The 18,894-nt window shown below is 76.3% G+C and carries 15 protein-coding genes; 6 read left to right on the top strand and 9 right to left on the bottom strand.

The features are described from left to right. Window positions 1–14: 14 nt before the first annotated feature. The 5 genes from ACZ2G1_RS14485 to ACZ2G1_RS14505 are packed head-to-tail and all read right to left on the bottom strand — an operon-like array spanning window position 15 to window position 5,331. Window positions 15–1,067 carry a siderophore-interacting protein gene (locus tag ACZ2G1_RS14485; RefSeq protein ID WP_017834695.1) on the bottom strand — a complete coding sequence of 351 codons (1,053 nt, stop codon included), beginning with the start codon at window positions 1,065–1,067 and terminating at the stop codon, window positions 15–17. Beyond that, window positions 1,064–2,029: an ABC transporter ATP-binding protein gene (locus ACZ2G1_RS14490; RefSeq protein WP_017834696.1), complete on the bottom strand. Its 966-nt coding sequence runs from the start codon at window positions 2,027–2,029 to the stop codon at window positions 1,064–1,066. Before ACZ2G1_RS14490 ends, ACZ2G1_RS14485 begins: the two co-directional genes overlap by 4 nt. After that, window positions 2,026–3,105, bottom strand: a complete 1,080-nt coding sequence (locus ACZ2G1_RS14495) for a FecCD family ABC transporter permease (RefSeq protein WP_017834697.1) — start codon at window positions 3,103–3,105, stop codon at window positions 2,026–2,028. The genes ACZ2G1_RS14490 and ACZ2G1_RS14495 overlap by 4 nt, the downstream gene beginning before the upstream one ends. Next, complete coding sequence (locus ACZ2G1_RS14500; protein WP_272026658.1) at window positions 3,102–4,193, bottom strand: FecCD family ABC transporter permease; 1,092 nt, start codon at window positions 4,191–4,193, stop codon at window positions 3,102–3,104. The genes ACZ2G1_RS14495 and ACZ2G1_RS14500 overlap by 4 nt, the downstream gene beginning before the upstream one ends. 13 nt (window positions 4,194–4,206) lie before the next feature. Further along, window positions 4,207–5,331 carry an iron-siderophore ABC transporter substrate-binding protein gene (locus ACZ2G1_RS14505; RefSeq protein WP_470377055.1) on the bottom strand — a complete coding sequence of 375 codons (1,125 nt, stop codon included), beginning with the start codon at window positions 5,329–5,331 and terminating at the stop codon, window positions 4,207–4,209. Window positions 5,332–5,544: 213 nt separating this feature from the next. On the opposite strand from ACZ2G1_RS14505, the gene ACZ2G1_RS14510 reads away from it, so the two are divergent. The 5 genes from ACZ2G1_RS14510 to ACZ2G1_RS14530 all read left to right on the top strand — a co-directional run bounded on the left by ACZ2G1_RS14510 (window position 5,545) and on the right by ACZ2G1_RS14530 (window position 13,089). Beyond that, window positions 5,545–7,014 carry a pyridoxal phosphate-dependent decarboxylase family protein gene (locus ACZ2G1_RS14510; RefSeq protein ID WP_109221386.1) on the top strand — a complete coding sequence of 490 codons (1,470 nt, stop codon included), beginning with the start codon at window positions 5,545–5,547 and terminating at the stop codon, window positions 7,012–7,014. Next, on the top strand, window positions 7,014–8,375 hold the full coding sequence (locus ACZ2G1_RS14515; protein ID WP_109221385.1) for a lysine N(6)-hydroxylase/L-ornithine N(5)-oxygenase family protein: 1,362 nt from the start codon (window positions 7,014–7,016) through the stop codon (window positions 8,373–8,375). The genes ACZ2G1_RS14510 and ACZ2G1_RS14515 overlap by 1 nt, the downstream gene beginning before the upstream one ends. Further along, window positions 8,372–10,771, top strand: a complete 2,400-nt coding sequence (locus tag ACZ2G1_RS14520) for a GNAT family N-acetyltransferase (RefSeq protein ID WP_470377056.1) — start codon at window positions 8,372–8,374, stop codon at window positions 10,769–10,771. Before ACZ2G1_RS14515 ends, ACZ2G1_RS14520 begins: the two co-directional genes overlap by 4 nt. Before the next feature lie 95 nt (window positions 10,772–10,866). Next, entirely contained in the window at window positions 10,867–11,979 is a 1,113-nt protein-coding gene (locus ACZ2G1_RS14525; protein ID WP_109221383.1) for a hypothetical protein, read from the top strand. Window positions 11,980–12,072: 93 nt separating this feature from the next. Further along, window positions 12,073–13,089 (top strand): DNA topoisomerase IB, encoded by a 1,017-nt coding sequence (locus ACZ2G1_RS14530; protein ID WP_052132701.1) that lies wholly within the window; start codon window positions 12,073–12,075, stop codon window positions 13,087–13,089. 43 nt (window positions 13,090–13,132) lie between these two features. Here ACZ2G1_RS14530 and ACZ2G1_RS14535 read toward each other — a convergent pair whose 3' ends face one another. Then, window positions 13,133–14,368, bottom strand: coding sequence for an FG-GAP repeat domain-containing protein (locus tag ACZ2G1_RS14535; protein ID WP_470377057.1), 1,236 nt, complete (start codon window positions 14,366–14,368; stop codon window positions 13,133–13,135). 280 nt (window positions 14,369–14,648) lie between these two features. Next, window positions 14,649–14,882, bottom strand: coding sequence for a hypothetical protein (locus ACZ2G1_RS14540; RefSeq protein ID WP_017834706.1), 234 nt, complete (start codon window positions 14,880–14,882; stop codon window positions 14,649–14,651). A gap of 419 nt (window positions 14,883–15,301) precedes the next feature. Here ACZ2G1_RS14540 and ACZ2G1_RS14545 point away from each other — a divergent pair, with 419 nt between their 5' ends. Then, window positions 15,302–15,814 carry a DUF6544 family protein gene (locus tag ACZ2G1_RS14545; protein WP_470377734.1) on the top strand — a complete coding sequence of 171 codons (513 nt, stop codon included), beginning with the start codon at window positions 15,302–15,304 and terminating at the stop codon, window positions 15,812–15,814. 58 nt (window positions 15,815–15,872) lie between these two features. On the opposite strand, the gene ACZ2G1_RS14550 is transcribed toward ACZ2G1_RS14545, so the two are convergent. Both ACZ2G1_RS14550 and ACZ2G1_RS14555 read right to left on the bottom strand, forming a co-directional pair. After that, the gene (locus tag ACZ2G1_RS14550; protein ID WP_470377058.1) at window positions 15,873–17,459 is read right to left on the bottom strand and encodes a DUF4389 domain-containing protein; all 1,587 of its coding nucleotides are present in this window, start codon (window positions 17,457–17,459) and stop codon (window positions 15,873–15,875) included. Between the two features lie 169 nt (window positions 17,460–17,628). Then, window positions 17,629–18,627 carry a zinc-dependent alcohol dehydrogenase family protein gene (locus tag ACZ2G1_RS14555; RefSeq protein WP_017834710.1) on the bottom strand — a complete coding sequence of 333 codons (999 nt, stop codon included), beginning with the start codon at window positions 18,625–18,627 and terminating at the stop codon, window positions 17,629–17,631. Between the last annotated feature and the right edge of the window lie 267 nt (window positions 18,628–18,894).

The raw sequence follows: 18,894 nt of genomic DNA on the forward strand, positions 1-18,894 counted from the left end.
CGGCGCGCGGCCGCTCAGGACTCCGCCTGCCCCTGCCGCCAGTAGCCCATGAAGGAGACGTGCTCCTTGGGGATGCCCGCGGCGTCGACGCACAGCCGGCGCAGCGCCTTGACGGTGCCGGACTCGCCGGCGAGGAACACGTAGGGGGCGTCGGCGCGCGCGGGGGCGGCCACCGACCAGGCCCGGGGCTCCGCGGCGTTCTCCGCGACCGCCAGGGCGGGCGTCCCGCGGCCGCGCTGCGGGCGGCGGCCGGCCAGGACGTCGTCCACGGCTCCGCCGGGCAGCTCGAGCAGGCGCGCGAGGCGCACCGCGGCCCGGTGCCCGTGCCCGGCCGGCTCGGCGCCCCCGGCGCGCGGCAGGACGTGCAGCCGGACGTCCGGAAGGTCCGCGGGCAGGCGGTGGGCGGCGACGTCCTCGGGGTGCGGGACCTCGAGCACCACGTCGAGGCGGGGGCGGGTCCCGCCGGCGGGCAGCCCGTGGTGGGCGTCCGTGAACTCCTCCGCGACGGACATCAGGGCCGGGGCGGCGGTCTCATCCCCGACGGCGAGCACGCGCTGGGCGCCGCCGTGGTCCCACGCCGCCCAGGGCCGCTCCTGGGGACCGGGTCCGAGCAGGTACACGCGCTCGCCGGGGGACACGGCGGCCGCCCACCGGCTGCCCGGGCCGTCCTGGGCATGCCCGCCGTGCACCACCACGTCGATCACGAGCTCCGGGACCACCATCCCGCAGAACGTGGTGCGCCGGACGCCGCGCACGGTGTAGGTGCGCATCCACCCGCGCTCCTCGGCGGGCCGGGCGAACCAGCCCTCCCGCAGCCCCAGGGACAGGTCCGCCCGCTCGGGCTCGCGGCCGGGGGGCGGGACCAGCAGCTTGATGTAGGCGTCCCGGCACCGGGTCCGGTCGCCGGCCCCGATGAGCGCGGGGGACAGGCCGGCGAGCTCCGGGCCCGCCAGGGTGATCCGGCGGAAGGACGGGCACAGCTGGGTCACGGACGTCACGGCGGCCTCGACGCACAGCACGGGGTCCGCGCGGGCACCGGTGGCCTCGGGGGTGGGGATGACGGTCACGGCAGGGTCCTTCCGATCTCGGCGGCGGCCCGGGGCGCGGGCTCCAGGGCCACGGGTGCGGCGGGCGGTACGGGGTGGGAGCCCTCGCGGGCCCGCCCGCGGGGCAGGACGACGGGCCGGCCGCCCACGGGGTCCCGCGCGACGTCCGCCCGGAGCCCGAAGACCTCGGCCAGCAGCTCGGGGGTGAGCACCTCGGCGGGCGTGCCCACGGCCACGATCCGTCCCGCGGCCATCGCCACGAGCCGGTCGGCCACGCGCGCGGCCAGGTTCAGCTCGTGCAGGACGGCGACGACGGTGGCCCGGCCGGCACCCGGCCCGTCCGGGTGCTCCAGCCCCCGGAGCATGTCCAGCAGGTCCACCTGGTGCGCCAGATCGAGGTAGGAGGTGGGCTCGTCGAGGAGCATCGTGCGGGCGCGCTGGGCCAGGGTCAGGGCGATCCAGACCCGCTGGCGCTGCCCGCCGGAGAGCTCCTCCACGGGCCGCGCGGCCAGGGCCGTGAGCTCGGTGAGCTCCATCGCCCGGGCCACGGCCGCGTCGTCGTCGGGGGAGGGGGCGCCCCACCACCGGCGGTGCGGGTGCCGTCCGCGCTCCACGAGCTCGGCGACGGTCAGGCCCTCCGGGACCACGGGCGACTGCGGCAGGAGGCTGACCGAGCGGGCGTACTGGCGGGCGTGCCACTCGCGCACGCCGCGGCCGTCCGCCTCGAGCGTGCCGGCGAGCGGGCGCAGCTGCCGGGACAGGCCCTTGAGCAGCGTGGTCTTGCCGCAGCCGTTGGCGCCGATGAGCACGGTGGTGGCCCCGTGCGGGATGTCGAGGTCCACCTCCCGCACCACGGTGCGGTCCTGGTAGCCCAGGGACAGGCCGCGCATCCGGAACGCGGGGACGCCGGCCCCGGGGTCCGCCACGGGCTCCTCCACGGGGCGCAGGCCGGGGCGCACGTCGTCGCGCAGCTCGGGGCTCATGCCAGGGCTCCTCTCCGCTGCCGCACGAGCAGCCACAGCATCACGGGGGCGCCCACGGCGCCCGTGACCACACCGGCCGGCAGCTGCACCTGCGCCACCAGGCCCGCGCCGACGGCGTCGGCAACCACCACGACCACGGCGCCCACGAGGGCGCACGCCACGATCGAGGTCCGCCCGCGGGTCAGGGCGGTGGCCACCGGGGTGGACATGAGCGCCACGAAGGCGAGCGGGCCGGTCGCGGCCGTGGCCACGGCGGCCAGCAGCACGCCCAGGCCCAGGGCGAGGGCCCGGCTGCGCGCCGGGCGCGCCCCGAGCCCGGCCGCCAGCTCCGGGCCGAGCTCGGCGGGCTCGAGCGCGCGGTGCACGGCCACGGCCGCGGGCACGGCCAGCAGCAGGCACGCCCCGAGGACCGTGATCCGGTCCCACGTGGCGGCGTTGAGGGAGCCCGCGGTCCAGAGGGCGGCGTCCTGGGCGGAGTTCAGGGACAGCCGTGCCAGCAGGGCCGCGGTGAGGGCCTGGGCGAGCGCGGCCACGCCGATGCCGGCGAGCAGGAAGCGCTCGCCCACGATCCCCCCGGTGCGCAGCCGCACCGAGGCGGTGGCGATGAGGGCCGCGGCGAGCAGCGCCCCGGCCAGGGCGGTCCAGGACACGGCCGTGCCCCGCAGACCCCACAGCGCGGTGCCGGCCACGGCTCCCGCCGCGGCGCCGTAGGTGATGCCCAGGATGTCGGGGCTGGCCAGGGGGTTGCGGAGCACCCGGCGGAACAGGGCGCCGGAGCAGCCGAGGGCGGTCCCGGCGAGCGCGCCCAGCACGGCGCGCGGCAGCTTCTCCTGCAGCACGATGAAGCTCGCCCCGGGGATCTGCTCCCCGGCGAGGATCGCGAAGAAGTCGGGGACCGTCACGGTGTAGCGCCCGAGCAGCACGCGCACGGCCAGGGCCGCGAGCAGCGCCAGGGCCAGCAGGGCGACCGCCCGGCGGGTGCGGCGGGTCCGGTCGCGGCGGACGCCCCGGACGAGCTCGGCGGCGCCGGGATCCGCGGGGGCGGCGGGCGCGGGGGCGAGCACGGTGCCGGTCACAGCGTCACGCTCCGGCCCCGGCGCAGCAGCGCCAGCAGCACGGGCACGCCCAGCACCACGGTGGTGACGCCCACGTGGATCTCCTGGGGCGGGGTCAGCACCCGGCCCAGGACGTCGGCCGAGAGGAGCAGCACGGGGCCCAGGACCACGCTGAACAGGACGATCCAGCGGTAGTCGCCGCCGAGGAGACGGCGCACGGCGTGGGGCACGAGCAGGCCCACGAAGGCGATGGGGCCCGCGAGCGCCGTGGCCGAGCCGGAGAGCAGGACCACGCCCACGAAGACGAGGACGCGCTGCACGCCCAGGTCCACGCCCAGTCCGTGGGCGAGCTCGTCGCCCAGGGCCATGGCGTTGAGCCCCGAGGAGCCGCCGAGCACGAGGAGCACGCCGAGCAGCACGAGCGGCGCCACGGCGGCGAGATCGGTGGTCTCGGCGCGGGCGACCGAGCCGATGCTCCAGAACCGGAAGCGGTCCAGGACCGCGGGCAGCATCAGCACCACGGAGGAGGTCAGCGCGGTGAAGCCGGCGTTCACGGCCGCGCCGGAGAGGACCAGGCCCGCGGGGGTCGGGGCGCCGCCGCCGAGCCGGGAGGAGCCGAAGACGAGCACCGCGGCCACGGCCGAGCCGGCGAGGGCCAGAGCGGTGAGCTGCCACGTGGCCACGAGGCCGAGCCAGCCGATGCCGAGAACCACCGCGCACGCGGCGCCGGCGGTCAGCCCCAGGAGCCCGGGGTCGCCCAGCGGGTTGCGGCTGACCCCCTGCATGCCGGCGCCGGCCACGGCCAGGGCCGCCCCCGCGAGCACCGCGGTCAGGGTGCGGGGGATCCTGCTCTGCACCACGGCGGCGTCGATGCCCAGGCCGGCGGAGACCTGCGCCCAGCCGCCCTCCAGGAGCGCGGCGGGCAGGCCGGTGAGCACGGCGACCACGGTGGCCGGGTCCACCGAGCGGGCCCCCCAGAACAGGGAGGCCGCGGCGGCGAGGGCCAGCAGCAGCACGGCCGCGGACAGGGCGGGGCCCCGGCGCCGCTGCGCGGTGCCGGGGACCTGCCGGGTGGCCCGGGCGGGGGAGACCGTGCTCGAGCTGCTCACCGGGACCGCGGTCTCACCGGCCGCCGGCGGACGCGGCGGCCTCGGCGGACGCGGCGGCCTCGGCGATGTCCGGCAGCACGTTCTCGAGCGCCCACGGGATGCTCAGCGGGGAGGCGGCCGAGACCGAGAGCACCTCCTGCTGGTCGCTCTGGAGCACCAGGGCGTCGTTCTCGACCGCGGGGACGCGGCTGAGCAGGGGGTCGCTCTCGATGGCCTCCCGCACGCTGTCGTCCTCGGCCCAGCTGACGAAGACGTCGGAGGTCAGCTCGTCGGCGCGCTCCGGGGACCAGGTGATGAAGAACTCGTCCTCCTTGCCCTCGGCGGCCTCCGCGACCGCCTCGGACTGGACCATGCCGAGGGACTCGAGGAACTTGGGGCGGTTGTCCACCGCGGTGTAGGCGAAGATCTGGTCGGCCGCGGACGGGTCGAGCGTGCCGTACACGAAGGACGTGCCCTCGAGCTCCGGGTGCTCGGCGGCGGCGTCCTCGATCTGCTGCTCGACGTCCGCCACGACCTCGGCGGCCCGCTCCTCCCGGCCCAGGGCCTGGCCGATGAGCTCGGTGGAGTCCTGCCAGGACGTCCCGTAGGCCACGGCGTCCTCGGGGAAGCCGACCACGGGCGCGATCTCGGAGAGCTTGTCGTAGTCCTCCTGCGTCAGCCCGGAGTAGGCGCCCAGGATGACGTCCGGCTGGAGCGCGGCGATCGCCTCGAAGTTGATGCCGTCCGTCTCGGCGTAGGTCTCCGGGGCCTCGGCGCCGGACTCCTCGAGCGCGGCGTCGAACCAGTCCGTGGAGCCGTTCTCGTTGGCGCCGAAGTCCAGGGCGGGCACCCCGACCGGGACCACGCCGAGGGCGGTGGCGACGTCGTGGTTGACCCAGGACACCGTGGCCACGCGCTCGGGGGCCTCCTCGATCGTGGTCTCGCCGAAGGCGTGCTCCACGGTGCGCGGGAACTCGCCGGTGGTGCCCTCCGCAGAGGCGGACCCGCTCCCGGACTCCCCGCCCGCCGGTCCGGTGGAGCACCCGGTCAGGACCAGGGCCCCCGCGGCCAGCAGGGCGGACGGGGCGAGGACGCGGCGGCCCGCGGCGGACGGGGCGGGGAACAGCGGGCGCGGAGCGCGGGGGAGCAGAGAGGCCACGGCCACCCTTTCGGACGTCGACGGCGGAACCGTCGGTGGGACGCGAGGTGAGGCAAGGGTTGCCTAACCCGGAAGACAGGGATCACCCTAGGGCGTGATCCGGCGAATACGCAACACGAGCATGATGTAATCGCTCCGCCGATGTGGTTAGGTATGCCTTGCCTAACTCCACGAGGGGCCCGAGCGGCCCCGTCCACCCCCTGCGAGGAGCCCATGCACGACTTCCTGCTGACCCACGACACCCCGGCGCAGTACGCCCGCGCCCTGCACGAGACCGTCGACGTGCTCGCCGTCCACCTCGCCGGCGCCCGGAGCCCCCGCTCCGCCGCCACGCCCGAGGAGCTCGAGGAGCTGGTCGCCGCGGTGGACCTCGAGCGGCCCCTCGGGGACCTCGGCGCCGTGGTCGAGGAGACCCGGCGGCTCTACCTCGACCACGCCGTGCACTTCCACGCCCCGGGCTACATGGCCCACCTCAACTGTCCCGTGGCCATCCCGGCGGTGGCCGCCGAGGCGCTCACCGCCGCGGTGAACACGGCGGTCGAGACCTGGGACCAGAGCACCACCGCCACCCTGGTCGAGCAGCGGATCGTGGACTGGACCGCCGCGCGGATCGGCTTCCCCGCCGCGGGCGAGCCGGACGGCGTGTTCACCACCGGCGGCACCCAGTCCAACCTCCAGGCGCTGTTCACGGCCCGGGAGGAGCGCCTGTCCCGGGCGCACCCGGCGTCCCGCGGGGAGCGGCTCGGGCGGCTGCGGATCGTGGCGGGGGAGCACGCCCACTTCAGCATCGCGAAGGCGGCGCACCTGCTGGGCCTGTCCGCGGACGCGGTCGTGCCCGTGCCCGCCGCCCGGGGCGGAGCCCTGGACCCGGTCGCTCTCGAGCGCGTCCTGCACGACGTCGCCGCGTCCGGCGCCGAGGTCGCCGCGGTCGTGGCCACGGCCGGCACCACGGACCTCGGGGCCATCGACCCCCTGGCCGACGTCGCCCGGGCGTGCGCCGCCCACGGCGTCTGGCTGCACGTCGACGCCGCCTACGGCGGCGGCCTGCTCGTCTCGCCCGCCCACCGCCACCGGCTGGACGGGATCGAACGGGCGGACTCCGTCACCGTGGACTTCCACAAGTCCTGGTTCCAGCCGGTCGCCGCCTCCGCCCTGCTGCTGCGGGAGGGGCGGAGCCTGCGCTTCTCCACGTGGAGCGCCGAGTACCTGAACCCCCGGCACGCGGTGCGGCCCAACCTCGTGGACAAGTCCCTGCAGACCACCCGCCGCTTCGACGCCCTGAAGCTGTGGATGACCCTGCGCACCGTCGGCGCCGAGGGGATCGGCCGCGCCCTCGACCGGGTGCTGGAGCTCGCCCAGGAGGCGGGCCGGATCGTGGACGAGACCCCCGACCTGGAGCTGGTGGCCGAGCCCGTGCTCTCGACCGTCCTGTTCCGGCACCGGTCCCCGGACGCCGACGACGACGCCGCGGACCGGCTCGTGGAGACCGTGCGGAGCGCGCTGTTCGACTCCGGCCGCGCCGCGGTCGCCTCGACCGTCCTCGACGGCCGCCGGTGCCTGAAGCTCACGCTCCTCAACCCGGCGACGACCACCGAGGACGTCCGGGGCGTGCTGGACCTCGTCCGGGCCGCCGCCCGCGGTGCCGCGCCCCGCCCGCTCGAAGCCGCGGCGGGGGCCCGCTGATGGCCCCCGCGACCGGGCACGTCCACGACCTGCTGGGCATCGGGATCGGCCCCTTCAACCTGGGCCTGGCCTGCCTCGCCGCACCGCTGGAGGACCTCGACGCGGTGTTCCTCGACGCGAAGGACGCCTTCGACTGGCACCCCGGGCTGATGCTCGAGGACGCCACGATCCAGGTCCCGTTCCTCGCCGACCTCGTCACCCTGGCCGACCCCACCTCCCCCTACTCCTTCCTCCACTACCTCAAGCGGACCGGACGGCTGTACCCGTTCTACATCCGGGAGGACTTCAACCCGCTGCGCGCCGAGTACAGCGCCTACTGCCGGTGGGCGAGCGAGCAGCTCGACAGCCTGCGCTGGGGCCGGGAGGTCGTCGGTGTCGAGCGCGACCCCGCCGACGACGCCTACGTGGTCACGGCCCGGACGGCCGCCGGGACGGAGCAGTGGCGGGCCCGCCGGCTGGTCCTCGGCGTCGGCACGGTGCCCGCGGTGCCCGCGGGCGTGGACCCCGCCGCCGTGGACCCCGCCGCCGGCACCGTCCTGCACACCAGCGACTACCTGCCCCGGCGCGAGGAGCTGCTCGGGCGGGGGAGCGTCACCGTGCTCGGCAGCGGCCAGTCCGCCGCCGAGGTCTACCGCGACCTGCTCGAGCGCTCCGGCGCCGGCGGCCCGCGGGTGGACTGGATCACCCGCTCCCCGCGGTTCTTCCCCATGGAGTACACGAAGCTCACCCTCGAGCTGACCTCCCCCGAGTACGTGGACCACTTCCACGGCCTCGGCGCGGACCGGCGGGACCGGCTCAACCGCGAGCACGCCAGCCTCTACAAGGGGATCAGCGCGGAGCTGGTGAACGACATCCATGAGCTGCTCTACCGCCGCTCGGTGCACGGGCACCCCGCCGGCCTGCTGACCACGAGCACCACCCTCACGGGTGTCGAGCAGGACGGCGGCGACCTGGTCCTCGCCCTGCACGACGACGAGCTCGAGCGCGACTGGCGGCACCCCACCGGCGCCCTGGTGCTGGCCACCGGATACCGCGCCGAGGTGCCCGGCTTCCTGGCCCCGGTCCTCGACGACATCGCGTGGGACCCCGCCGGCCGCTACGACGTCTCCCGCGACTACGCGGTCGACCACGAGCGCTCCCGGATCTGGGTGCAGAACGCCGAGGTGCACACCCACGGCCTGACCTCCCCCGACCTCGGCATGGGCGCCTACCGCAACAGCGTCATCCTCCGGGCCGTCACGGGCCGGGAGGTCTACCCGGTCGAGCCAGCCATCGCCTTCCAGACCTTCGGCGTCCCCCGGGGCGCCGCCCAGGACGTCCCCCGTGACGTCCCCCGCGACATCCCCCAGGAGACCGCATGACCGCCCGCCCCGCGCCCGCCCGTCTCGCCACCCCCGGCGGCGTCCTGACCCTTGAGCCGCTCGTCCCGGACGCGACCACCGTCGAGCTCCTGCACGCCTGGCTCACCCACTCCCGGTCCCGGTTCTGGGACCTGCTCGACGCCGACCCCGAGCGCGTCCGGCGCACCTTCGCAGCCGTCGCCGAGGACCCGCACCGCGACGCGTGGCTGGCCCGCCTCGACGGCGTCCCGCTCGGGCTCGTCGAGACCTACGACCCCGGCGCGGTGCTCCTCCCCGGCCACTACGCGCACCGGCCCGGCGACGTGGGGATGCACCTGCTCCTCGCCCCCGCACGGACCCCCGTGCCGGGCACGAGCGCCGCCCTCATGGCCGCCACGCTGCGCTGGCTCTTCGAGGCGCGCGGGGCCCGGCGCGTCGTCGTCGAGCCCGACGTCCGCAACACCGCCGTCCACCGGCTCAACGCCCGCGCCGGCTTCGAGGTCCACGGCCCGCTCGAGCTGCCCGGCAAGACCGCGCTGCTCAGCACGTGCACCCCCGAGGGGTTCGCGGCCTCCGAGCTGGGCCCCGCGACCGCCGTGGTCCCCGCCGTGGTCCCCGTCGCGGTCCCCGGGGAGGAGGCCGACGACGGGCCCGCCCACCTCGGCCTGCACCCGATGCGGACCGCCCACCGCCACCTGTGCTGCAAGGCCCTGGCCGAGTTCGCCCACGAGCGGCTGATCGCCCCCGAGCCCGTGGGGGAGGGGCTCTACGAGGTCCGCACCGGCGGGGACCGGGTCCGCTACCGGTTCCGCGCCCGGCGCACCGCCCTGGAGCACTGGGTGCTGGACGAGGGCTCGCTGCGCCGCTCCGTGGACGGCGCGGACGCCGAGCCGGACGCCCAGGCGCTGGTCACGGAGCTGGCCCCCGCGCTCGGCATCCCCCCGCACCTGCTGGCGACCTACCTCGAGGAGATCGCCGGGACCCTCGCCTCGGCCGCGTACAAGCTGGTGCACCGGACCCGGCCCTCGGCCGCGCTCGCGGAGGCGGGCTTCCAGGACGTCGAGGCGGCGATGACCGAGGGGCACCCGGGCTTCGTGGCCAACAACGGCCGGATCGGGATGGGCGTCACCGAGCACGACCGCTTCGCCCCCGAGGCCGCCCGTCCGGTGCGCCTCGTGTGGCTCGCCGTCCGCCGGGAGCTCAGCCGCCTCGACACCGGGCGCGGCCGCACCGAGGAGCAGCTGTGGGCCGGCGAGCTGGACCCGGCCGTGCGGTCCCGCTTCCGGGCCCGGCTGACCGGTCTGGGCCTGGACCCGGAGGACTACCGTCCCCTGCCGGTGCACCCCCACCAGTGGGAGCACCGGATCGCGGTGACGTTCGCCCCCGACCTCGCCCGCCGGGACCTCGTGCTGCTGGGCACCACCGGGGACGAGCACCGGGCGCAGCAGTCGATCCGCACGTTCTTCAACGTCTCCCGTCCCGACCGGCACTACGTGAAGACCGCCCTGGCCGTGCAGAACATGGGCTTCCTCCGGGGGCTCTCCCCCCGGTACATGCGCGACACCCCCGCGATCAACGACTGGGTCGCCGACGTCATCGCGGCCGACCCGGTGCTCGCGGAGGCCGGGTTCTCGGTCCTGCGGGAGGTGGCCGCGGTCGGCTACACCGGGGACGCGTATCACCGCGCCGCCGCCTCCGGCCACGGGGAGGAGGGCCCGCACACGAAGATGCTCGCGGCGCTGTGGCGGGAGAGCCCCGTGCCCCGGCTCGCGGACGGGGAGCGGCTCGCGACCCTCGCGTCCCTGCTGCACGTCGACGCCGGCGGCACGCCGCTGGTCTCCGTGCACGTGCGCGCGTCCGGGCTGGACGCCGGGGACTGGGTGCGGCGGCTGCTCGCCGTGTACCTCGCCCCGGTGGCCCGGTGCCTGCTCGCCCACGACCTCGTGTTCATGCCGCACGGCGAGAACGTCGTCCTCGTCCTGGCCGGGCACGTCCCGCGGCGGGCGGTCATGAAGGACATCGGCGAGGAGGTCGCCGTCGTCACGGACCGTCCCCTCCCGGAGGGCCTCGAGCGGATCCGCCACGTGGTGCCGCCCGCCACGGCGGCGCTGTCCGTGCACACGGACGTGTTCGACGGCGTGCTGCGGCACCTCGCGGGCCTGCTCGAGGCCGACGGGCTGCTGGCCGCGGACGAGTTCTGGGACCTCGCGGCGCGGTGCCTCCAGGACGTCGCCGACGCCGACCCGGCCGGCGCGGACCGCGTGCCGCTCTTCGCGCCCCGGTTCGAGCACTCCTGCCTCAACCGGCTGCAGCTGCTCAACACCCTGCAGATGGTCGACCTGACCGACCAGGCGGCGTCCCTGCAGTACGCCGGGACCCTGGAGAACCCGGTGGCCGGGCGGATGCCCGTGCACTGAGCACGACGCGGCCCCACTCGGGGTCCGGGCGGGCGGGGCCCCGCCCGCCCGGACCCCGAGTGGCGTTTCCCCGGGACCTGCCCCAGGATTGAGCGGTGCCCGACGACCGTTCCGCCACCGCCGACCCCACCCCCGGCCACGAGCCCGCCCACGACTCCGTGCCCGAGCTGCTGGTCGGCCTCGTCCTCTCCCCGCAGATCGCGGGCGCCCTGCCCCGGGACCTCGCGGCCTCCCTGCCGGGGCCGCTGCACGCGCGCTATCCCGGGGTGCGCTGGCGGGTGGCGGCGGTGACCGACCGGCTGGTCGTCCCGCCCGCCGACGGCCTGGACCTGCTCGAGGCCGCTCGCGACCGGATGCTGGACGAGGACTGGGACCTCGTCGTGGTCCTCACGGACGTCCCGCTCAAGGACGGCCGCAGCCCGGTGCTCACGCAGCTGAGCCCCGTGCACGGCGTGGGCCTGGTCGCCGTCCCGGCCCTCGGCGCGCTGCACGTGGGGCAGAAGGTGCGGCAGACGACCGTGCGGGTGGTCGGCCACCTGCTCGGCCACGACACGGAGGACGCGGACGACGCCGACGCGCAGGAGGAGCTCGTGCGGCGGGCGCGGCAGCGGTCGGAAAACCTGGAGGACCGGCCCGAGGACAACGCCGTGCAGTTCACGGCCCGCGTCCTCGGCGGCAACGTGCGCCTGCTGCTCGGGATGATCCGCGCCAACCGGCCGTGGACCCTGGTGGTGCGGCTGTCCCGCACGCTCGCCCTGGCCGCGGCGACCGGCGTGCTCACCCTGGTCGCCTCGGACCTGTGGCTGCTCGCCGCCGCCTACGGGCCCTGGCGGCTCGGGCTGCTGGGTCTGCTGTCGATCGCCGCGGTGACCGGTGCCCTCGTCGTCGGCGCCCGGCTGTGGGAGCGCCCGCGCCGGCGGGCCGAGCGCGAGCAGGTGGCCCTGTTCAACCTCGCCACCGCCGCCACCGTGGCCATCGGCGTCTCCGTCTTCTACCTCGCGGTCTTCGCCCTGTCCTGGCTCGGGGCGCTGCTGCTCGTGGACGGCGGAGTCTTCGCGGCGGTGATCGGCGCCCCGGCCGGGGCGGTGGAGTACGTCAAGCTCGCGTGGCTGACCGCCACGCTCGCCACCGTGGGCGGGGCCCTCGGCGCCGGGCTGGAGGACGACGACGCCGTGCGCGCCGCGGCGTACACCCGCTCGGAGCCCTGACCGGACCCGCCGCGGGCCTCGTCCGCGCGGACGCCGACAGTCAGTAGACTTGGTGTTCCCGGGGTGCTCCCGGAGCCGACCCGGGAGGACACCATGGCCGCCGCGCAGCAGAGCCCCGCGAAACCCCGCACGCCCCGCACGCCGCGCCTGCGGCGCAGCAACTGCAGCCGTCCCGGGATCACCCGCCGCGGGTACGGCAAGGGGTTCGCCTACCGGCACGCCGACGGCACGAAGGTCCAGGACGGGGACGAGCTCGACCGGATCCGCGGGCTGGCGATCCCCCCGGCCTGGAAGGACGTGTGGATCAGCCCCCAGCCCAACGGGCACATCCAGGCCACGGGAGTCGACGGCGCCGGACGGCGCCAGTACATCTACCACCCCCGGTGGCGGGAGCTGAAGGACCGCGAGAAGTTCGACCGCGTCCTCGACTTCGGCGACACGCTCCCGCAGGCCCGCCCGGCCGTCACCCGGCTGCTGCGGACGGAGGGCGCCACGGAGGAGAAGGCCTGCGCGGCGGCCTTCCGGCTCATGGACGAGGCCGCCCTGCGCATCGGCAACGAGGAGTACGCCCAGTCGAACGGCTCCTACGGCGTCACCACCCTGCTGGTCCGGCACGTCCGGGTGGACGGCCGGGACGTGCACCTCGACTTCCCCGGCAAGAGCGGGCACCGCTGGACGCTGGACCTCCGGGACGCCGACCTCGCCGCCGCGCTCGCGCCCCTGCTGGAGCGCGGCCCGGACGAGACCGCGCTCGCGTTCCGCGACGAGGACGGGCAGTGGACCGGCATCACCAGCGCCCGCCTCAACGACTTCGTGCGGGACCGGTGCGGCCCCGACTTCACCGCCAAGGACTTCCGCACCTGGCAGGGCACGGTGACCGCCGCGATGGCGCTCGCCGCCCGCGCCGGCACCCGCCCCAGCGAGAGCGCCCGGAAGAAGGCCGTGTCCGCCGCCATGCGGGAGGTCGCCGAGCACCTGGGCAACACCCCCGCCATCGCCCGCAGCTCCTACACGGACCCGCGCGTGATCGACCGGTTCCTGGACGGCGAGACCATCGACGCCGCCACCTACCGGGCCGCGGAGCGGTCCCTGCGCGGATTCCTCACCTGAGCCGCGGGCCCGGGGTGGCCGGGCGGCCGCCCCGGGCCCGTGCTCAGGACAAGCCCACGTAGGTGGCCGAGTAGCCGAAGCCGACGACGTCGTCGCGGCCGTCGCCGTCGACGTCCCCGAGCAGGCGCGGATACCGCGCCGGGTCCCAGCCGGCCGCCCAGCCGAAGGAGCCGGACGTCAGCTCGGGCCCGGTCAGGAAGTCGTCGTCCCCGTAGGCCACGAGCACGCCCGCGTTGCCGAAGCCGACCACGTCCAGGATCCCGTCGCCGTTGATGTCCGCGAGGTCCCGGGGGTGCCGGTCGGTGCGCCAGCCCTGCGCGGCGCCGAAGTCGGCGAGCTCGAGCGAGACCGGCTGGTACCTGGGCTCGCCCGGGTCGGAGGGCCGGGAGTAGGCGGCGAGGACCCCGCGGTGGCCGAAGCCGACCACGTCCGGGGGAAGGTGACCGCTGACGTTGCCGACGACCCGGGGGTGCTGGTCGACGCGCCACCCCTGGGCGTAGCCGAAGTCGCGGATCTCCAGGGCGGGCTGGGTGAACGTGTCCCCGAGCGCCGAGAAGTAGGAGACGTACGTGCCGGCGTCGCCGAAGCCCACGATGTCGGCCGTCCCGTTGCCGTCCATGTCGGCGAGCAACCGGGGGTTCTTGTCGATCCGCCACCCGCGGTCCCAGCCGTAGCTGTCGATCCGCTTGCCGGTGCCGTCGAAGGTGCGGTCCGCCCGGCCGTGGGAGACGGTCACGCCGGAGTACCCGAAGCCGACGATGTCCGCCGTCCCGTTCCCGGAGAGGTCGGCCAGCTCCCGGACGTGCCGGTCGACCCGCCAGCCCTGGTCCCAGCCGAAGTCGCGGACCTTGAGCCGCGGCGCGGTGAAGCTGCCGTCGGGCTGCGCGTAGGAGACGATCACGCCGGCGTAGCCGAATCCGACGAGATCGTCCCGACCGTCGCCGTCGACGTCGGCGACCGTGCGCGGGTGCCGGTCGGTGCGCCAGCCCTGCGCGGTGCCGAAGTCGCGGACCCTCAGCACCGGCGCGGCGAACGTGCCGTTGGTCTGGCCCAGGGCGACGAAGACGCCGGGGTCGCCGAAGGCCACGACGTCGGCGCGGCCGTCCCCGTTGACGTCGGCGAGCTCGCGCACGTGCTGGCCGACCCGCCAGCCGTCGACGTAGGAGAGGAACCCCTGGGTGGACACGGCGTGGGCCGGTCCGGCGAGAGCGATGCCGGTGGTGGCCAGCGCCGCCGCGGAGAGCCCGGTGAGCAGCCGGGCCGTCGGTGAGCGTTTCATGGTGGAACCTCCAGGTTCCGTGGAGCGGAGAACTCGGTCCGGAGCGCCGGACGGCGGGTGGGACGCCGGTCGGCCCCCACCGCCCGGCGATCGGCCGTGCGCTCGGCCGGGGTCCCGGGACCGTGGGTCCACCGGTGACCGCCCTCTGCCGAGCGGACGGAACTGCTGGTGGGACCAGTCTAGATCCGTGCGTATGCGATCGCTAAGTGTTCTCCGTGCCGTGCTGAATCGTTATCCCGGATCCGTGACCGGGAGGCCCGGGTCCCCGTCCCGGGGCCGCTCAGCGGCGGATGCCGCGGCGGAAGTACAGGACCGGGCCCACGAAGTTGACGGCGATGATCGCGGCCCACTTCCCCTTGCCGCCGTTGACCTCCGCCGCGGGCCGCAGAGCGAGGTCCGCCCAGGCGGTGGCCGCCAGTGAGACCTGCACGGACGCCAGCGTCAGCAGCGCGGTCCGCTGCCCCGGCGTGAGGTCCTTCCACCGGGTGCTCCTCCTGGTGCCGATGCGCGTCATGGTCGTCCTCCCGGTGCTCGGGGACTCGGGGTCCCGGCGGCCGCTCCGCGGGCGGCCCGTGGCACTCATGCTGGTGCGGGCGCCGCCGGCAGTCAACGCCTGACCGGCATGCGGGCCCCGGGCGCCGGTGCACGCGCATGGGGACATCCTGCTCCACCGACGGGTCCCGTGTCCGAGTGCGACCGAGGATTCAGGGCGTCGCCGGGCTCCGGCGCCCGCCGCGGGGCCGGCACCGGTCCGGCGGTCTAGCCTGGGAGGCATGACCCGGTCCCGGACCTTGTCGCCGTCCGTTCCCGTCCCCGTCCCCGTTCGGGGGCCGGGCGCCCGCGCGGCCGCAGCCGTGCCGCTCGGGGTCCGGCCGTGACCGGGCGGTTGCCGCGCGGCGCCCCTTCTCCGCCCGGCAGCTCATCACCCCCGGGATCGGCTTCGTCTGGGCCGCCCGCACCCGGGTCCTCAGTCTGCCGGTCGCGGGCTACGACCGGTACGGGCCCGGCGGGGGCGAGCTGCGGTGGCGGCTGCTGGGCCTCGTGCCCGTGCTGTCCGCCGCGGGACCGGACATCACGCGCAGCGCCGCCGGGCGGCTCGCCGGCGAGGCGGTCGTCGTGCCGTCGGCCTGCCCGGCCGCCGTGTGGTCGGAGGGGCCCGTCCCGGACACCGCCGTCATGACCTGGGTCCTCGACGGGGAGCGCGAGGACGCCCTGATCCGGGTCGACCCGGACGGCCGGCTCCGGGAGCTGAGCATGCAGCGGTGGGGCGACCCCGACGGCACCGGGTACGGCCGCCACCCCTTCGGGGTCGCGTTCTCCGAGGAGGCCGATCTCGCCGGCGTGCGCGTGGCCACCGTCCTGCGCGCCGGCTGGGCCCGGGGCACCGACCGGCAGGCCGAGGGCGAGTTCTTCCGGGCGCGGATCGAGGGCGTCCGGTTCCGCTGAGCGGCCCTCCCGGGACGGGACTCCCCGAACGGGGCGACCTGCCCCGGAGGCCGTCCGGTCAGCGGGCCGGTCCCTGGTCGACCGGTCCGTCCCCGGGCCGGTCCTGCGGCCGGTCGTGCGGCCGGTCGGGCGCCGGGGAGGACCAGGGCACCGGCGCGGCCGCAGGGGACCGGGGCTCGACCGGCCCCTGGTCGAGCCGGAACGGCGGGTACTCGTCCCGCAGGAGCAGCACGTAGGCGAGGACCCGGTTGACCCAGCGGTTGATGCCCACGACCAGCGCGAACAGCTCGGGACGGTACCGGCCCGTGAAGAGCAGGACCACGGCGGCCACCAGCACGAGCAGCCCGAGCAGGGACGGTCCCCAGCTGGTGGTCGTCGTGCCGTCGTCGCCGCTGCGGGTGGTGCTCCACGTGCCTCCGCCCGTGAGCACCCCCACGATCAGCAGGTGCGGGATCGCCAGGAGCCACCACTTCACGAGCACGAGGCCGCGGGAGAGCCGCTCCGGGTAGGCGACCTCCAGCTGCGCCGGATGGTCCGCGCGGGCCAGGGTGAAGGGCGGGTACCGGTCGGTGCCCAGGGCCGAGTAGGAGTAGAACGCCACCCGCCAGCTCCACCGCAGGACCCCCACGCTGAAGAAGAACCACGAGGGCGGGTACCGGCCCGTGAACAGGATGGCGAACCCGGCGGCGACCGTGGTGACCACCAGGGCGAACCACAGCACGGCCAGCACGATCAGGTGCGGGATCACCAGCAGCCACTTGACCAGCCACAGCCACCGGGACAGCCTCGCGTCGAGGAAGCCGGTCAGGCGCACGGGCGAGACCGGCGGCGGGGTCCGGTCCCGCCCCGGGTCCTCGGCGAGGGCCGCGCCCGGGCCCGTGCCGCGCGGCGGGGTGCGCGGGTCGATGTCCCGGCCGAGTCCGGCGGCGCCGAGCAGCAGCAGCGGGAGACCCACGACCAGCCCGGCCAGCCCGCCGACCAGCTGGCCGCCGGCCAGGGGGCCCAGGAGGTCGGAGCGCGCCCCGAGCTGCAGGTCCGCCCAGACCGGCCGGGTGGCGTCGGCGTTCATCACCACGAGCGTCCAGCTGCCCGAGCGCAGGTCCAGGGTCAGCTCCCGGGTGCCGGGGCCCTGGTCCGAGTCGGCCCAGAAGGTCTGGTTCCCGGGCCGGTCGGGCACCCGCTCGCCGGGCACCCGGGCCCGCGTGTCGTCCCCGGACTCCGTGGCGCGGCCGAGCTCGGCGTGGGCGACGCCGTCGAGGTACCGGTCGACGTCGGCGGTCTCGGCCACGCCCACGAAGATGTCCTGCTGCGGGTCGGCGGCCGTCACGCGCACCTGCACCCTGCCGAGCTGGTCGAGGAAGGGCACGGGGGAGAGCTGGGCGTCGCCGACGTCGAGCACGGCGGGCGGGCCCACCAGGGCGTAGGTGATGGTCTGGTGCCGGTCCGGGGACGCGGTGAGGAAGCGCCCGTCCTGCTGGGCCGCGGCCGCGCCGGCGAGGACCAGACCGCTCACGAGCGCCGCCAGGCCCAGGGCGGTCAGCAGGGTGCCCAGGACCAGCAGCACCCACTGCCCGGGTCTGGTGCGGCGCGGAGCGTCCTGCCGGTCGGCCGGACGGGGTGGGCGGGAGGCGGGGTGCTCGTTCACAGGAGCTCCTGAGGAGTCGGGCGGTGGCCGGAGCCCGGTGCGGGGCGTCCGCGGGATGTCGGCGGGTGGTCTCTTCGATGTGCTTCCCGGGTCCGCTGCCCTGCGGTGCGGTGCGCTCCCCGCGGTGCGGTTCGGTCCCGGCCGGGCCCGGGGCCGGTGGGGCCGGGGCTCACCCGCGCAGGACGGCGGCCCCCGTGATCCGGTCCGCGGCCAGGTCGGCGAGGGCCCGGTCCGCGGCGCGCAGGGGGTAGGGGACGGTGGTGGGCCGCAGCCCCAGCCGGGCGGCCAGCCGCAGGAACTCCTCGCCGTCCTGCCGGGTGTTGGCGGTCACGCTGCACAGCTGCCGCTCCTGGAAGAGCTCCGCGGCGTAGTCGAGGGCCGGGACGTCGCTGAGGTGGATCCCGGCGACGGCCAGGGTGCCGCCCCGGTCCAGGGCGCGCAGCGCCGGGGGGACGAGGGTGCCCACGGGGGCGAAGAGGATCGCCGCGTCCAGCGGCACCGGGGGAGGCTCGTCGGCCTCCCCCACGAAGGCGGCGCCCAGGTCGCGGGCCAGCTCGCGCGCCGCCTCCGAGCGGGTCATGACGTGGACCTCCGCGCCCTGGTGCAGGGCCACCTGGGCGGCGAGGTGGGCGGACGCGCCGAAGCCGTAGATGCCCAGCCGGCCCCCGGGCGGCAGCTGGGCCCGCCGCAGCGCCCGGTAGCCGATGATCCCGGCGCACAGCAGGGGGGCCGCGTGCTCGTCGTCGAACTCCTCGGGCAGACGGTAGGCGAAGGCCTCCGGGGCCAGGGTGAGCTCCGCGTAGCCGCCGTCCTGGTCCCACCCGGTGAAGCGCGGGGCGGTGCAGAGGTTCTCCCGGCCGCGGCGGCAGAACCGGCAGCGGCCGCAGGTGTGCCGCAGCCACGCGACGCCCACGCGCTCGCCCTTCCGGAACCGGGCGCAGCCGGGACCCGCGCCCACCACCTCGCCGACGATCTCGTGGCCCGGGATCACCCCCGCCCGGTGCAGCGGGAGGTCGCCCTCCACGAGGTGCAGGTCGGTGCGGCACACCCCGCAGGCCCGCACCCGGAGGAGCAGCTCCCCGGGCCCCGGCACGGGGTCGGGGCACTGCCCGAAGCGCATCGGCCCGCCGGCCGCGGGACCGGGCTCATCGATCCACCACGCACGCATGCTGTCCTCGTCGATCCCCCGGGGAGGGCTCCGGCCGCGGCCGTGACCCCTGTCCTGGCTCCGAGTCTAGGAACGGATCGGGGGCGCCGTCAGGAAACGAGGAATGTTAATGCCCGGCCCCGGAGCCCGGGGCCGTGCGGGCCGCCCCCGCTTCTCGGCGGGAGGTGTTCCCAATCGGGACGCGGGGGACGAGCATGGGGGGACGAAGGACCGCGCGGGTGCGGCCCGCGTCGCAGGCACCCGGGCGGAACCCGATCCGGCGCGCGA

The organism is Kocuria sp. KKT182 (assembly GCF_055635395.1).

What these genes read in the sequence shown, in the direction of transcription:
- ACZ2G1_RS14490 (WP_017834696.1), bottom strand. Translation starts at nt 2,029, where the DNA reads ATGAGCCCCGAGCTGCGCGACGACGTGCGCCCCGGCCTGCGCCCCGTG.
- ACZ2G1_RS14510 (WP_109221386.1), top strand. Translation starts at nt 5,545, where the DNA reads ATGCACGACTTCCTGCTGACCCACGACACCCCGGCGCAGTACGCCCGC.
- ACZ2G1_RS14515 (WP_109221385.1), top strand. Translation starts at nt 7,014, where the DNA reads ATGGCCCCCGCGACCGGGCACGTCCACGACCTGCTGGGCATCGGGATC.
- ACZ2G1_RS14520 (WP_470377056.1), top strand. Translation starts at nt 8,372, where the DNA reads ATGACCGCCCGCCCCGCGCCCGCCCGTCTCGCCACCCCCGGCGGCGTC.
- ACZ2G1_RS14530 (WP_052132701.1), top strand. Translation starts at nt 12,073, where the DNA reads ATGGCCGCCGCGCAGCAGAGCCCCGCGAAACCCCGCACGCCCCGCACG.
- ACZ2G1_RS14535 (WP_470377057.1), bottom strand. Translation starts at nt 14,368, where the DNA reads ATGAAACGCTCACCGACGGCCCGGCTGCTCACCGGGCTCTCCGCGGCG.
- ACZ2G1_RS14540 (WP_017834706.1), bottom strand. Translation starts at nt 14,882, where the DNA reads ATGACGCGCATCGGCACCAGGAGGAGCACCCGGTGGAAGGACCTCACG.
- ACZ2G1_RS14555 (WP_017834710.1), bottom strand. Translation starts at nt 18,627, where the DNA reads ATGCGTGCGTGGTGGATCGATGAGCCCGGTCCCGCGGCCGGCGGGCCG.